The sequence below is a fragment of the Pseudomonas sp. MF7453 genome (assembly GCF_016405455.1).
GTDB classification, from domain to species: Bacteria; Pseudomonadota; Gammaproteobacteria; order Pseudomonadales; family Pseudomonadaceae; genus Aquipseudomonas; species Aquipseudomonas paralactis.
In genome coordinates, this window is sequence record NZ_JAEKCN010000001.1 from 420,875 (window position 1) to 435,674 (window position 14,800).

Consider the following 14,800-nt stretch of genomic DNA (forward strand, 5'->3'; position numbering starts at 1 on the left):
TCAATACCGAATCATCACCGATTTAAGCTCGGTGTAATCCTCGATAAACGCACTGCCAAACTCCCGCCCAACCCCCGAAGACCGGCTGCCGCCAAACGGCACCGCCGGGTCGAGCAGGGTGTGCATGTTCACCCACAAGGTGCCTGCCTTGATCGCCGGGATCATGCGCAGGGCCTTGCCCAGGTCGTTGGTCCACAGGCTGGCACTCAACCCGTAGGGCCCGTGGTTCATCAGCGCCAGCAGTTCGTCTTCGTCGTCGTAGGGCAGGAAGGTGGCGATGGGGCCGAAGGTTTCTTCGTTGAGCAGGGTGTCGTGCAGGTGGTTGGCAAGGATTACGGTGGGTTCGACGTAGCAGCCGGGGCGGTCGAGGAGGTGGCCGCCGTAGATGATCGTGTTGTTTTCGGCGCGGGCCTGGTTGAAGTAGCCGAGCAGTTTTTGCTGGTGCTGCTGATGGGTCACCGGGCCGAATTCGGTGCGTTCGTCCAGGGGCGAGCCGATGTTCAGGCGGCTCAGGCGCGCGGTGAGTTTTTCCAGCACGGCGTCGATTTGTGAGCGGTGCACGAAGAAGCGTTCGGCCGCCGCGCAGATCTGCCCGGAGTGCAAGAAACCGGCTTCGATGATGCCGCCCACTGCCTTGTCTACATCCATATCCGGCAGGAAGCCGGCGGCGTTCTTGCCGCCCAGTTCCAGGGTCGCACGGGTGAGCCCGGCGCCCATGGCGCTGCGGCCGACGGCGATGCCGGTGGGCACTGAGCCGGTGAAAGACACCTTGTGCGTGCCGGGGTGTTCCACCAGGCCCTTGCCGACATGGCCGCCGCCGGTCAGCACGTTGAGCACACCCGCCGGCAGCCCGGCGTCGATGGCCAGTTCGGCGATGCGCAGCAGGGTCAGGGGTGTGAATTCGCTGGGCTTGATGATAATGCTGCAGCCGGTCACCAGCGCCGAGGCGAGTTTCCAGATGGCGATCATGGTCGAAAAATTCCACGGCACGATGCCCACCACCACGCCCACCGGCTCGCGCAGGGTGAAGGCGGTGTAGCGCTCGCCATTGAATGACGGCAGAGAGGGGGCCAAGGTCTGGCCGCTGAGCTTGGTGGCCCAGCCGGCGTAGTAACGCAGGAAGTGCGCAGCCTGGTCGACCTCGAAGGCGCGGGAAATCTGGATGATCTTGCCCGACTGGCAGGTTTCGATCTGTGCCAGTTCTTCGCGGTGCTGTTCCAGCAGATCGGCCAACTTGAGCAGTACGTTGCCACGGATGGCGGGCGCGGCCTGGGACCATTGCTGGAAACCACGGTTGGCGGAAGCGACCGCGGCGTCGATATCCGCCAGGTCAGCGTCGGCCACTTCGGCGATTACCTGGCCGTTGGCGGGGTTGATGATGTTCAGGGTTTGATCGGCGTGGCTGCGCACGCTGACACCGTCGATAAACAGCCCATGGCGGCGACGTAAAAAGGCTTCGACTTGAGGCAACAGCGGGGTATCGCTCATGGCAGGTTCCTGGCAGTTCACAAAAGAAAACCCGAGGGTAACCAACGCACCGATAAGCGGCTTGACTGTGCCTGCCAGGTTTTATGCCTGTGCCTGCCGCGCCTGTGAAAAGTACAAGCTTGCCTGCCGAACATGCATTTCCCGCCTGTACCGCCCGTTCGATACTGGCCCTGCATCCAGCGCCGTTCCGCACTTCGGAGCGCCTGTCGGACTTCCAATAATAAGCAGGGCCGTCCATGAAAAAGCCAAACCCGCTCCTTGAAGACCTCAAACCCCTTTTACCGGCCATTGCCGCGAATGCCAGCCGTGCCGAGCAACTGCGCCAGGTACCGGATGAAAATATCGCACGGCTCAAAAGCATCGGCCTGCACCGTGCCTTTCAGCCCAAGGCCTTCGGCGGCCTGGAGCTGTCGCTGCCCGAATTCGCCGACTGCATCGCTTTGCTCGCCGGCAGTTGTGCGAGTACCGCTTGGGCCATGAGTTTGTTGTGCACACACAGCCACCAACTGGCGCTGTTTTCGGCCCAGTTGCAGGAGGAAATCTGGGGCGCCAACCCGGATGCCACGGCCAGCAGCAGTATTGCGCCGTTCGGGCGCATCACTGAAGGCGAGGGCGGCGTGCACTTGAGCGGCGAAATGGGCTGGAGCAGCGGCTGCGACCATGGCGAGTGGGCGATTGTCGGCTGCCGTCGCCAGAACGCCGAGGGCACCCAGGATTACTGCTTTGCCGTGTTGCCGCGCAGTGACTATCAGATTCGTGACGACTGGTTCGCAGCGGGCATGAAAGGCAGCGGCACCAAAACCCTGATCATCGACAACGCCTGGGTGCCCGAGCACCGTATTCAGAAGGCCAGGGACATGATGGAAGGCAAGTCCGCAGGTTTTGGCCTCTACCCCGACAGCCAGATTTTCTATGCACCCTATCGGCCGTATTTCGCCAGTGGCTTCTCCACCGTCAGCCTCGGTGTGGCCGAGCGTATGCTGGAGGTGTTCCGCGAAAAAACCAGGACCCGAGTGCGCGCCTACACCGGTGCCGCCGTCGGCGCCGCCACTCCGGCGTTGATGCGCCTGGCCGAGTCCACCCACCAGGTGGCCGCCGCCCGGGCGTTCCTGGAAAAAACCTGGCAGGAACACGCCGAACACAGCGCCGCCCACCGTTACCCCACGCGAGAAACCCTGGCGTTCTGGCGCACCAACCAGGGTTATGCCACCAAGATGTGCATCGAAGCAGTAGACCGGTTGTTCGCCGCTGCGGGCGGCAATGCCTGGTTCGAGCACAACGAAATGCAGCGCCTGTTCCGCGATTCCCATATGACCGGCGCCCATGCCTACACCGACTACGACGTGTGCGCGCAGATCCTCGGCCGTGAGCTGATGGGCCTGGAGCCCGACCCGAGCATGGTGTAGCCGCGTTGATCACCCGATAACAATAAGGGCGGCCACTGACGGCCACCCGGGAGTCTTGCATGTCTGACGTTTTCGACCCACGGGCCTTTCGCCGCGCCCTCGGCAACTTCGCCACCGGTGTAACCGTTGTCACCGCCGCCACCGCTTCCGGGCGCAAGGTCGGTGTGACCGCCAACAGTTTCAACTCGGTATCCCTCGACCCGCCGCTGGTGCTGTGGAGCATCGACAAACGCTCCAACAGCCATGAAGTGTTCGAGGAGGCCAGCCATTTTGCGGTGAATGTGTTGGCGGCGGACCAGGTGCACCTGTCCAACAACTTTGCGCGCCCCCGCGAAGACCGTTTCGCCCTGATCGAGTACGAGCCGGGGCAGGGCGGCTCGCCGGTATTCGCCGATTGCTCGGCGCGCTTTCACTGCGAGAAATACCAGCAGATCGATGGCGGCGACCACTGGATCATGATCGGCAAGGTGGTGGCGTTCGATGACTTCGGGCGTGCGCCGTTGTTGTATCACCAGGGGGCTTACGCCCAGGTGCAGGCGCTGCGTCCATGCGCGCCCGAAGCGGTTCAGAACGGTACGGCCACCACCAACTGACTGTAGACATTGGTGCCGTTGCCGCCGACCTGGTTACCGCCGGTGTCGGCCGCTTTATCGGGTTTGTACAGGCCCAGCAGCGGCGTGATGATCAGGTGGTCGTTCACGGCCCATTCGGCGTACAGGTCCAGTTCGCGGCCATCCAGGTTGGGTTGGTCGCGGGTACTGACGGTGCTGTAGTCAAAGAACAGCGCGCCGAGGGTGACGTTTTCCAGCGGCTTGACCTTGAGCGCCACGTGCTGCACCGCCGTATTACTGTTGAATGGGCCTGAATAGTTGCCCGCCACTTCGCCCTGCACCCAGGTGCCGTAGCCACGGTTGAAGCCGGAGAACAGGCTGTCCCAGTTTTTCGAATAACGTGCGTAGCGGTAGGTCAGGTCGGGCGACCAGGGCAGGTCGGCAAAGGTGTAGCCAGCTTCGGCGTAACCGGCATTTTGCTGGCTGTCGCGCCGGTCCTGACGGGCCAGTTCAAAGGCGAAGTGCGCGTTGTCGATGCCTGCATTGCCCGCGCCACGCAGGCTATAGAGGTTCATGCCGTTGCGCTGGCGCTGCAGGTCGGTGGCAAAGCGCTCATCCACATCAATACCGTGTAGGTAAGTCAGCCCGAGGGTGCCCGCTGCGGTGCTGTACTCCAGGGTCCCGGCGGCCATTTCGGTCAGGGCCTGGGCGCGGTTGTCGGACTTGATCCACATCAGGCTGCCATGCACGCCGTCCTTGCCGCCCAGGCGAATCACCGCAGTCTTGTCGAACGCGTGGCGCGCAGCGATGTAGTAGGCGCCGCCACGATTGAACTCGCCGTCGCCTACGCCATTGCCGAGGTTGGGGCCGTCGTCGTTGATGATGAAACCGTCGCCCAGCATGATGATCTGGCGGCCAAACGACAGGTCTACGCCATCCGTGCCCAGCGCCGGGAACAGCTCGCCGGAGCGCCAGCCTGCGAAGGCTTCATCGAACTTGGTGGTGCGCTCGGTGCCGTTGGTCAACCCCGCCGCATCACCGTCGCCCCAGGTGCCGGAGCTCACCAGGTTCGCCGTGCCGTACACGCCGCCCAGGTTGCCCAGGCGCTGCTCGACGCTCAGGCCGTACTTGATGAAGCCCTCGCGCCAGGTGGAGCCGCCGCTGCGGCCATCATAGTTCTTCGGGCTATTGAACAGGCCGTACACGGCGAGGAAGTTGCCGGTGACCTGGGTGTCGGGATCGGCATACAACTCGATGGCCTGGGCCTGGCCGACCAGCAGCGCAATGCCCACCACGACCGCCTGGCGCAGGCGGCGGTTTTTCACTGTGTGCTCCATTGTTATTGTCCCCATCTTGGTTAAGAGTGAGGGCGCATTAGGGCGAGCGGTCGCGGGCCAAGTCTTTCATATGCGTGCCAGGCAGTTGACCCTGGCCGCCAGGCGATGCGCCGTGGCAGGCAGCAACAAAACCTTCGGCAGACAGGGGCAAGACGATCGAGCCAGGTGGGGCGCAGAGTGCCGACACACTAAAAAAACCGCTTTCGAGGACCCCACCATGTCGATCAACGACCGACTCACCGCGCACCTCAACCGGGGCACGGTAGGTTTCCCCACCGCGTTGGCCAGTACCATCGGCCTGATCATGGCAAGCCCGGTGATCCTTACCGCCACCATGGGTTTCGGTATCGGCGGCAGCGCTTTTGCCCTGGCGATGCTGATCGCCGTGGTGATGATGCTGGCCCAGGCGACCACTTTCGCCGAGGCCGCCTCGATGCTGCCCACCACCGGCTCGGTGTACGACTACATCAACTGCGGCATGGGCCGATTCTTTGCAATCACTGGCACCTTGTCGGCGTACCTGATCGTGCATGTGTTCGCCGGCACCGCTGAAACCATCCTCGCCGGGGTCATGGCCCTGGTGAACTTCGAACACCTCAATACCCTGGCAGAATCGGCCGGCGGCTCATGGCTGCTGGGCGTGGGGTTCGTGCTGGTGTTCGGCGTGCTGAATGCCTTTGGGGTCAGCGCGTTTGGCCGGGCGGAGATCATCCTCACGTTCGGCATGTGGACCACCCTGATGGTGTTTGGCGTACTGGGCCTGATCGCCGCACCGGCGGTGCAGTTGAATGGCTGGTTCGGTGAGTCGCTGGTGGGCTCCGACCTGGTCACCGTGCTGTCGCTGGTGGGCATGGCGATGTTCATGTTCGTCGGCTGCGAGTTCGTGACCCCGTTGGCACCAGACCTGCGCCAATCGGCCAAGGTCATGCCTCGGGCAATGATGCTCGGGCTGATGGGCGTGGCGACGTGCATGTTCATCTATGGCGCCGCGATGAAACGCCAGGTGGAGAACGTGGTGCTCGACGCAGCTTCAGGGGTGCACCTGTTGGACACACCCATGGCCATCCCTCGGTTTGCCGAGCAAGTGATGGGGCAGATCGGGCCGCTGTGGCTGGGTATCGGATTTCTTTTCGCCGGTGCTGCGACCATTAATACCTTGATGGCTGGTGTGCCGCGCATCCTCTACGGCATGGCGGTGGATGGTGCGTTGCCGAAGGTGTTCACCTACCTGCACCCGCGCTTCAAGACGCCGCTGCTGTGCATTCTGGTAGCGATGCTGATCCCGTGCCTGCACGCGCTGTACCTGGGCGGCAATACCGACAACATCATGCACCTGGTGCTGGCCGCGGTGTGCGCGTGGAGTTTTGCTTACCTGCTGGTGACACTGTCGGTGGTGATCCTGCGCATTCGGCGTCCGGACTTGCCCCGGGCCTATCGCTCGCCGTGGTTCCCGCTGCCGCAGATCGTCTCCAGCATCGGCATCCTGCTGGGCATGTGGTTTATCACCCCGCCAGGCATGAACCCGGCCGACATTTATGTGCCGTTTGGGGTGATGCTCGGCGTGACGGCTACCTATGCGTTGTTCTGGACCCTGGTGGTACAGAAGGTCAACCCCTTCAAGCCCGCCTGCGTTGAGGAGGTGTTGGCCAAGGAATTCAGCCACGAACCGGGGCCTGTCCATGACGGTTATAACGACTTTGCGGCAAAAACTGTGTGAGCTGTTCAGCGCAGACCGTGCACCGAGCGGCTATCGACCCGGGGTGACCCTGGCGCGCTTGCGGAGGGATCTGGGCCTGACGACACTCGATGTGAATGGCCTGGTGTTTGAGCTTTTCGAGCGCACCGAGTCGCAGTTGCTGATGCATGTAGTGATGACTGAATTCGTCTTGCATGTACCCACGTCCACCGAAGGGGCGGGCAGCTTCGATGTGCACCACGGTGGCGCTGTTCGGCGCAACGGTATCCGCGTGCGCCGGCGTTCCGGCAGCCAGGCCATCGCTTGCGAGCTACAGGCGCGTTTGCTGGCCGACAACGGATTGTTCGAAGCGCTGATGCCCCTGGATTTCAAGCGCCTGCGCATTGATCTCAAGGACCGGCAATGGTGCGTGCGCCTGGAGCATATGGGCGGCAGCGAGGTGGTCAACCGGATGCCAGCGTTTCGGCGTTACATTGCTGTAAGCCCTGAGCAACGCAACCATCTACTGGCGGCCTTGGCGGGAATCAAGCGGGCGCTGTCGACGCTGTGATTGGCATCATTAGTGCTTCTGCAAAGGGCAAACAGGTTGTTGTTGCGTGCATATAGATAACATGTTAACTATTGCATCAGAACAACAAAAAGAACGCCACTGCGGAGACACCCCCATGAGCATCCCACAGCATGCACCCGACGGGCTCGACAGCTGGAACCGCGAACTGCGCGCCGCGTGCGGCCACTTCGATACGGAACTGGCCTTCAACCGTTCGCTGTTTATTGGCCAGATCCACAACTTGCCCCGAGGCCTGGCGATCCTGCGCACCAATGCCGGGCTGATCAAACGCCCGACGCACCACGCCGATCATGATAATGACCAGGAGTGCTTCCTGGTCAGCCAGCGCAGCGGCTATTCGCAGATCACCCAAAACGAGCAGACCGTGCAACTGGCGCCCGGCGAGATGCTGTTGATGGACTCGGTGGGCTCCATCGAAATCACCCCCTTTGGTTTGATCGAACATGCGTCGCTGTCTTTGTCGCGCACCGAAGTGTGCAAGCACCTGGGCGGTCAGACGCGGGCGTTCGGCAAGATCTCCTCGACCAAAGCCTGCGGGCGCATGTTGCATGTGTTGATGGATCAACTGTGCAAGGACGACACTGACGACGACGCCACGCAAGTGGACGCACTGCAGGCGGCCTTTGTGTCGCTGCTGGGCTCGGCGCTGGAGCAGGGCGATGAACGCTGTGAAGGCGTCGCCTCGTTGCAGGGCAATAACCTGCGCAGCTACGTGCAAAAGGTTATTGATGAGTCGCTTGGCCAGCCTGGCCTGAGCCCGATTGGCCTGGCCAACCGCCTGAATATCTCGGTACGGCACCTGTACCGCTTGTTCGAGGAACAGGATGACAGCGTCTGCCGCTACATCCAGCGCGCACGGCTCAAGCGCAGCGCAGACGACTTGACCAACCCCTTCCTGCGCAGTGAATCGATCACCTCGATTGCCTACAAGTGGGGCTTTACCGACTCGGCGCACTTCAGCCGATCGTTCAAGAAGCAGTTCGAGGTATCACCCAAGGATTTTCGTTCCAGCCGGTTGCAGGCGGTGGGGGCATAAACAGCTTCTTCAAGCTGCATGAGATCCACTGTGGGAACAGGCAAGGCATTTTGTAGGAGCGAGCTTGCTCGCGAAAGACCCCCAGGCGACGCGTTCATTCAGGACGCACGCGTTATCGTTGACGTTTTTCGCGAGCAAGCTCGCTCCTACAGTTAGTTCGGGTTTCAGGTTTCGGGTAGGGTAGACCCACCATCCACCACCAGCGTCTGCCCGGTGATATAGCCCGCCAGGTCAGAGGCCAGAAACACCATCGCCCCGGCAATATCCGCCGCCGCGCCCAGGCGTCCCAGCGGCACACGGCTGGCGATGCTCTCATTCACTGCCGCATCGCCCAGGTTACCCATCGCCGGGGTGGCGATCATGCCAGGCTCTACGCCGTTGACCCGCACATTCAACGGCGCCAGTTCCAGCGCCGCATTGCGGATAAAACCATTCACCCCCGCCTTGGACGCCGCATAGTGGCTCAGCCCCGGATAACCGACCCGGTTGCCGGTAACCGAAGACGTCACCAGCACACAACCCCGGCGTTGCTTGCGAAACATCGGCAACGCTGCCTGGGTCAGCCAGAACAGCGCCGACAGGTTCACCGCCAACGTACGCTCAAGGATCTGCGGCGTGATATCGGCAAACGCGGTCAGCGGAAAATACCCCGCGTTGTGCACCACAATATCCAGCTGCGCCAAGCCCTGGACGCAGGCAAACACCGCCTCGGCGTGCGCCAGGTCCACACCCACGGCCTCGACTGAGTAACCCTGCGCGCACAGCTCTGCCGCTATGACTTCGGCTTGTTCCAGCAAACGATCGGCAATCACCACCCGCGCGCCGCGTTGGGCAAAGGCCTGGACGATGCCCAGGCCAATCCCCTGGGCGCCGCCGGTGACCAGCACGACTTGGCCGCTGAAATCCAGATCATTGGGCATGGGCAGGCTCCAGGCGCGTAAACGCCAGCGTCGGCACGTCGACGATGCTGGACCCACCGTCCGCTACCAACGTGGCGCCGGTAATGATCGAGGCGTCGTCGCTGGCCAGGAAGCGGCATACCTTGGCGATCTCTTCGGCGCGAGCGGCGCGGCGCAGCGGCACATCGGCACACACGCGTTCGTACGCCTGCTGCAAGGTGTCACCATGGGCCTGCATCAACGGCTGCATCTCGGCATCGGCCATCGGTGTGTGCACCCAGCCTGGGCACACTGCGTTCACGCGCACGCCGTGGGGGCCATAGTCGCGTGCCAGCGAGCGATTGAGCCCCAGTAGCGCATGTTTGGCCGTGGTGTAGCCGCACACCTCGGGCCCCGCCGCGAGCGAGGCAATGGAGCCGATCAGCACGACACTGCCGGCGCTTGCCTGCAACAGCGGCAGGCAGGCGCGAGCACTGTAGAACGCGCTGTCCAGGTTACTGCGCAGCGCCGCTTCCCACGTTGCCGGGCTGGTCTGGGTCGCGCTGCCCAGACCATGGCCGCCGGCACAGGCCAGCAGCACATCGAGGCGCCCGAAGTGGCTGCGGATTTGTTGGATGAAGCCGTCCCAGGTGTTCGGGCAGGCGGCATCGCCCACCAGGATCAGCCCGCCGGTGTCCTGCGCCACCTGTTCCAGTGGCTCACGGCGCCGACCGATCAGCACCAGATGCGCGCCTTCCTGCGCGTATAGCTGGGCACAGGCAGCGCCGATGCCGGTGCCGGCCCCGGTGATCACCACCGTGCGCGGCTCAGTCACGGGGGTACTCCGTGCGGTTGAGCACCTGGCAATAGGAACTGATCGGGAAGTTCGACAGCGCGTCGAAGGACGCCCCGGCATAGCCGAAGATCTTGCCGTCGCTGCGGTGCTGTTGCAGGTCGATCAGCACCAGGCCGAGGGTGGGCACGATTTTCTCCTGCCAGACGAACAGGTACAGCTGTTCGGCGATCTTGTAGTAATGGCAGCGGTCGGTGTCGCACAAGCCTTTTTCCACGCCCTCAAGGCATTGCCAGGCGTAGAACTGCGGGTTGAGGTAGATGTGCTCGTAAACCTCACTGGGGCTGTAGCGGTAGTGGTTGCGCAGGCCCACCAGTTCGTCGGTCGGTGCGTGCAGGCAATGACCGGCCTGCCATGGCCGGTCGAGGCTGCCGTGCAGAAACTCGACTTGCACCGAAGTCAGCGGTTTGCCGGCCAGGGCACGGTGGTAAAGGCCTTCGTGGGTCTCTGCCGGTTCCGGCATCCGGCCAATCACCGCGGTAAAGGAAGCATTTGGCGTGTCCAGCACCAGGCTGATCGACCAGCTTTGCCCGGCCTCGTGCTTGATAAAGTCCACCAGGTACAGGCCCGGGCGAATCGAACTGGCGCGGTAGGCGGCGCTGCCGCTGGAGTGACCGTCGGCAGCGTGCCAGGCCAGGCGCTCCTGTTCGAAGCGATGCTCGATCTGCCAGCCATTGGCAAAGTGCAGGGTGAAGGTCTGGCCCGCCAGGTCGGCAAGGTTGGGCAGGATGAACGCCTCGGGTGCAAAACCGTCGGCCAGGGCGCCCACGGTGATCCAGTCGGAAGAAGTGGTCATGGCAGCGCTCCTTAAACGACGGCGAAGTAGTGTTTGACGAAACTCTCGCTGACCACTTCCCACAGCACCGGCGTGCCCTTGGTCACGAACCAGCTGTCACCGGCCTTGTAGCGGGTGGACTGGCCGGTGGACTCATCGGTGAGCACCACCTCGCCGGTAACCACGGTGGCCTGTTCGGCAAAGGGGTAGACCATGCGGAATTTGCCCTGGGTGGTGCCGAAGTAAGCGCTGCTGACCGCATCGGTCGGCGCGCCGAAGGTCATCTTGCCGAAGGCGCGTACGTCGCCTTCAAGGATTTGCGAGCCGAGGTCGGCCACGGTGCCCCAGGCGTCGAGTTCCGACAGCTGGACGTTATGTTTGAGGGTGGTAAGTGTCATGGCAGATGCTCCGATAAGTACGAGATTTTTGTAGGAGCGAGCTTGCTCGCGAAAAACGTCAAGGCAGCGCGGTTCACCTGAACGCCCGCGTTATCGTTGATGTTTTTCGCGGGCAAGCCCGCTCCCACAGGGGTTAGCGGCGCCCGTTCCAGTAGCCGGACAGTTGGTGCCAGGATTTGCCTGCCGTCAGCAGCAGCGGGCGGATCGCGTCCTTGCCGATGATGGTCGGGCGGCGAATCGAGCTGACCAGGTCATAGCGCGTCGAGCCTTCGCTCATGCCTTCGGCCAGGACCTTGCAGATGATGTGGCTGGGGGTGACGCCAAAGCCTGAATAGCCCTGCACGAAGAACGCATTGCTGCGCCCCGGCAAGGTGCCGATCTGCGGGAACAGATTCGGGCTGCACGCCATCGGGCCGCCCCAGGCCAAATCAATTTTCACGTCCTTGAGGTAGGGGAAAATCTTCAGCATCAGGTGGCGGTTCCAGGCTTTTAAATCGCCCGGAATATGTTCAACCAATGGCGTCGCGGCGCCGAACAGCAGGCGGTTTTCATTGGTGACGCGGTAGTAGTCGATCACCGGGCGGATGTCGCTGTAGGCGCCACGGATCGGGCTGATGCGCTGGATCAATTCTTCGGACAATGGCTCGGTCATCATCTGGAACGCATAGGTGTTAATGGTCGAGCGGTGCAGTTCCGGCTCCAGCTTGTTGAGGAAACTGTCACAAGCCCACAGCAACTTGCTGGCGCGCACCGAACCGCGCCCGGTGCGCACGGTGATGCGCTCGCCGTAGCTGACTTCCAGGGCCGGGCTGTTCTCGAAGATTTTCACACCATGGCCGGCCAGCGCGGTGGCTTCGCCCAGCAGCAGGTTCAGCGAGTGCACATGCCCGCCGCCCATGTGCAGCAGGGCGCTGGTGTAGGCGTTGGAGCCGATGATCTGCTGCACGTCGGAGCCACCGAGAAAGCGGATCTCGTGCTGGCTGTTGACCGATTTGAAGTCTTTCTCCCAGGCACGCAGGGTTTTTTCCTGGCGGGCGTTGAAACCCATATAGCCGTAGCCGTGGCAGAAATCGGCATCGATGTTGTACTTGGCGATGCGGTTCTTGATGATGTCGGCGCCCAGGTCGCTGATCTCGAACACTTGGCGCAGGCCGTCTTCACCTACGTCCTTTTTGATCTTCTCCAGGTCATGGCCGATGCCCGCCATGATCTGCCCACCGTTGCGGCCGGTGCCGCCAAAGCCTAGATAGCGCGCTTCAAGCACCACGATGTTGGTGATGCCTTTTTCCGCCAGTTCCAGCGCGGTGTTGATCCCGGAAAAGCCGCCGCCGATCACCACGACGTCCGCGTCGATGTCCTGCTCCAGGGTGGGGAAGCTGAGGTTGTATTTCTTGGTGGCGGTGTAATACGTGGGGGTTTCGATGTTGATCATGGCGCAGCCTGAAAAAGTGAAAGAAGGCGCTAAAGCGGATGCCTCCATTAGGGCCTCTGACGGGGTGGAAGTCTTGATCCTGCGTGCCTGGGTTTTTGATTCAGCGCGCCACGGGCACTGCCACACACAAGTTATAGCGCGCTCGCGGGCGGGGAATGTTAGAGTTTCGTTAAATTATTAACTAAATACTTCGTGACCCTGATCCCTATGCCTACACCTCGACAATCCTTGACCCTGGCCCTGCTGCAAGCCCGCGAAGCCGCGATGAGTTTTTTCCGCCCGTCCCTGAATGAACACGGCCTGACCGAACAGCAATGGCGCATCATCCGCATCCTTGAACAGCATGGTGAGTTGGAGATCTACCAACTGGCGGAACTGGCGTGCATCCTCAAACCGAGCATGACCGGCGTGCTGGTGCGCATGGAAGCGGCCGGCATGGTGCACCGGCGCAAGGCCGAACAGGACCAGCGGCGGGTGCTTATCACTCTGGCGGACAAGGGCAAGGCCAGTTTCGAGTCCATGAGCCAGTGCATGGAGGCCAACTACCAGCGCTTGCAGGATCAGTTTGGCGAAGAGAAATTCCAGACCTTGTTGGGGTTGCTGGATGACTTGAAGAACATCAAGCGATAAACCAACAGCTGAATCACCACCGATCAACTGTGGGAGCTGGCTTGCCTGCGATAGCGCCGGGTCAGCTGGCTTATCTGTCGCTGACACACCGCTATCGCAGGCAAGCCAGCTCCCACATGGATTTCAGTAGACACCTCCGGTATTGGCAGCCACAGGTACGCCTTTGAACTTCCCGGCCAGGCTTTGCAACCCGCGCATCAACACCGTGGTATCCACCCCCACCGCCACGAACGTTGCTCCCAGCTCGATATAGCGCCGTGCGAGATTTTCATCGGCGCTGAGAATCCCCGCCGCCTTACCCGCTCGAACAATACGCACGATGGCATCCTCAATCGCCGCCTGCACTTCAGGGTGCCCCGGGTTACCGCGATGCCCCATGGCCGCGCTCAAATCCGCAGGGCCAATGAACACACCGTCCACGCCTTCGACGGCGGCGATGGCGTCCAGTTTGGCCAGGCCCTCGCGGTTCTCAATCTGCACCAGCAGGCACATCTGCGCGTCGGCCTGGTCGAGGTAATCGGCGATGCTGTTCCAGCGCGAGGCGCGGGCCAGGGCGCTGCCGACGCCGCGAATACCCTGGGGCGGGTAGTGCAGGGCGCGCACCAGTTCCCGGGCCTGGGCAGCGCTTTCGACCATGGGCACCAGCAGCGTCTGCGCGCCGATATCCAGCAGTTGCTTGATCAGCGCCGTGTCGCCGATCACCGGGCGGATCAGCGCCTGGCTGGGGTAGGGCGCGATGGCCTGCAATTGCGCCAGCATCCCCGGCAGCTGGTTGGGCGCGTGTTCGCCGTCGATCAGCAGCCAGTCGAAGCCGGCATTGGCGGCCAGCTCGGCGCTATAGGCATTGGCAAGGCCGAGCCACAGGCCGATCTGCACCTCGCCGTTGTGCAGGCGTTGTTTGAAGCGGTTGACGGGCATGTCCATGACAATCCTCCAGTGTTCAGACGAAGCGGCAGGCGATCGAACCGAGCAGGTCGTAGTCAACGTGAAAGGTATCGCCAGGGCGTGCTGCGACCGGGCGGGTAAACGAACCACCGAGAATGACCTGGCCCGGCAGCAACGTTACGTCATACGCCGCCAGCTTGTTGGCCAGCCACGCCACGCCCTTGGCCGGGTGGTTGAGCACTGCCGCCGAGACGCCGGACTCTTCGATCACACCATTGCGATACAGCACCGCCGGCACTTTGCGCAGGTCGATCTCGGTGGGGCGCACCGCACGGCCGCCGAGCACCACACCGGCGTTGGCGGCGTTGTCGGAGATGGTGTCGAATACCTTGCGCGTGGCGTTGGTGTGCGGGTCGACCTGCTGGATGCGGGCGTCGATGATTTCCAGCGCCGGTATCACCCATTCGGTCGCGTCGAGCACATCGAACACCGTGCAATTGGGGCCCTTGAGCGGTTTGCCGAGGATGAAGGCCAGTTCCACCTCCACCCGTGGCACGATGAAACGCTCGAAGGGAATGTCGCTGCCTTCGTCGAAAAACATGTCGTCGAGCAGGGCGCCGTAATCGGGTTCGGTGATATTCGACGACACCTGCATGGCCCGTGACGTGAGGCCGATCTTGTGGCCCTTGAGCGTGCGCCCGTCCTTGATCTTTTGCGCGACCCATTCACGCTGGATGGCGTAGGCGTCCTCGATCGTCATATCGGGGTAGTCGAGGGAAAACTGACGCACCTGTTCGCGGCTGCGTTCGGCGCGGTCCAGGTGGGCGGCGGCCGCGAGGATTTGCTGGGAGTCGAGCATGGCAA

General features: G+C 62.4%; 14 protein-coding genes and 1 pseudogene. 6 read left to right on the top strand and 9 right to left on the bottom strand.

Going from position 1 to position 14,800, the window contains the following annotated elements; genetic code table 11:
• The gene (locus JFT63_RS02100; RefSeq protein WP_198843345.1) at positions 1–1,488 is read right to left on the bottom strand and encodes an aldehyde dehydrogenase family protein; all 1,488 of its coding nucleotides are present in this window, start codon (positions 1,486–1,488) and stop codon (positions 1–3) included.
• A gap of 236 nt (positions 1,489–1,724) precedes the next feature.
• On the opposite strand from JFT63_RS02100, the gene JFT63_RS02105 reads away from it, so the two are divergent.
• A complete protein-coding gene (locus JFT63_RS02105) occupies positions 1,725–2,894 on the top strand; it encodes a p-hydroxyphenylacetate 3-hydroxylase oxygenase component (RefSeq protein ID WP_198843346.1) in 1,170 nt (389 codons plus the stop codon).
• Between the two features lie 59 nt (positions 2,895–2,953).
• A pseudogene (locus JFT63_RS02110) lies at positions 2,954–3,427 on the top strand (flavin reductase family protein); the annotation flags it as partial.
• A gap of 32 nt (positions 3,428–3,459) precedes the next feature.
• Here JFT63_RS02110 and JFT63_RS02115 read toward each other — a convergent pair.
• Positions 3,460–4,782, bottom strand: coding sequence for a hypothetical protein (locus JFT63_RS02115; RefSeq protein WP_186560909.1), 1,323 nt, complete (start codon positions 4,780–4,782; stop codon positions 3,460–3,462).
• 217 nt (positions 4,783–4,999) lie between these two features.
• On the opposite strand from JFT63_RS02115, the gene JFT63_RS02120 reads away from it, so the two are divergent.
• The 3 genes from JFT63_RS02120 to feaR all read left to right on the top strand — a co-directional run bounded on the left by JFT63_RS02120 (position 5,000) and on the right by feaR (position 8,085).
• On the top strand, positions 5,000–6,499 hold the full coding sequence (locus JFT63_RS02120; RefSeq protein ID WP_198843347.1) for an APC family permease: 1,500 nt from the start codon (positions 5,000–5,002) through the stop codon (positions 6,497–6,499).
• Positions 6,462–7,028, top strand: coding sequence for a DUF3156 family protein (locus JFT63_RS02125; RefSeq protein WP_198843348.1), 567 nt, complete (start codon positions 6,462–6,464; stop codon positions 7,026–7,028). The genes JFT63_RS02120 and JFT63_RS02125 overlap by 38 nt, the downstream gene beginning before the upstream one ends.
• A 115-nt stretch (positions 7,029–7,143) precedes the next feature.
• Positions 7,144–8,085: a transcriptional regulator FeaR gene (gene feaR, locus JFT63_RS02130; protein ID WP_057700615.1), complete on the top strand. Its 942-nt coding sequence runs from the start codon at positions 7,144–7,146 to the stop codon at positions 8,083–8,085.
• Between the two features lie 164 nt (positions 8,086–8,249).
• On the opposite strand, the gene JFT63_RS02135 is transcribed toward feaR, so the two are convergent.
• The 5 genes from JFT63_RS02135 to JFT63_RS02155 all read right to left on the bottom strand — a co-directional run bounded on the left by JFT63_RS02135 (position 8,250) and on the right by JFT63_RS02155 (position 12,421).
• Complete coding sequence (locus JFT63_RS02135; RefSeq protein WP_198843349.1) at positions 8,250–9,005, bottom strand: SDR family oxidoreductase; 756 nt, start codon at positions 9,003–9,005, stop codon at positions 8,250–8,252.
• Positions 8,995–9,798: an SDR family NAD(P)-dependent oxidoreductase gene (locus JFT63_RS02140; protein ID WP_198843350.1), complete on the bottom strand. Its 804-nt coding sequence runs from the start codon at positions 9,796–9,798 to the stop codon at positions 8,995–8,997. The genes JFT63_RS02135 and JFT63_RS02140 overlap by 11 nt, the downstream gene beginning before the upstream one ends.
• Positions 9,791–10,612: a molybdenum cofactor biosynthesis F family protein gene (locus tag JFT63_RS02145; protein ID WP_186560906.1), complete on the bottom strand. Its 822-nt coding sequence runs from the start codon at positions 10,610–10,612 to the stop codon at positions 9,791–9,793. Before JFT63_RS02145 ends, JFT63_RS02140 begins: the two co-directional genes overlap by 8 nt.
• Positions 10,613–10,623: 11 nt before the next feature.
• The gene (locus JFT63_RS02150) at positions 10,624–10,989 is read right to left on the bottom strand and encodes a cupin domain-containing protein (RefSeq protein WP_186560905.1); all 366 of its coding nucleotides are present in this window, start codon (positions 10,987–10,989) and stop codon (positions 10,624–10,626) included.
• Positions 10,990–11,122: 133 nt separating this feature from the next.
• Positions 11,123–12,421 carry an NAD(P)/FAD-dependent oxidoreductase gene (locus JFT63_RS02155; RefSeq protein ID WP_057700610.1) on the bottom strand — a complete coding sequence of 433 codons (1,299 nt, stop codon included), beginning with the start codon at positions 12,419–12,421 and terminating at the stop codon, positions 11,123–11,125.
• A gap of 207 nt (positions 12,422–12,628) precedes the next feature.
• Between JFT63_RS02155 and hpaR the strand changes: the two genes are divergently transcribed.
• Complete coding sequence (gene hpaR, locus JFT63_RS02160) at positions 12,629–13,051, top strand: homoprotocatechuate degradation operon regulator HpaR (protein ID WP_057700609.1); 423 nt, start codon at positions 12,629–12,631, stop codon at positions 13,049–13,051.
• Positions 13,052–13,174: 123 nt separating this feature from the next.
• Here the strand turns inward: hpaR and hpaI are convergent, their stop codons facing one another.
• Both hpaI and hpaH read right to left on the bottom strand, forming a co-directional pair.
• On the bottom strand, positions 13,175–13,975 hold the full coding sequence (gene hpaI / locus JFT63_RS02165) for a 4-hydroxy-2-oxoheptanedioate aldolase (RefSeq protein ID WP_198843351.1): 801 nt from the start codon (positions 13,973–13,975) through the stop codon (positions 13,175–13,177).
• A 16-nt stretch (positions 13,976–13,991) separates the two neighbouring features.
• Positions 13,992–14,795 (bottom strand): 2-oxo-hept-4-ene-1,7-dioate hydratase, encoded by an 804-nt coding sequence (gene hpaH, locus JFT63_RS02170; RefSeq protein ID WP_057700607.1) that lies wholly within the window; start codon positions 14,793–14,795, stop codon positions 13,992–13,994.
• Positions 14,796–14,800: the final 5 nt, after the last annotated feature.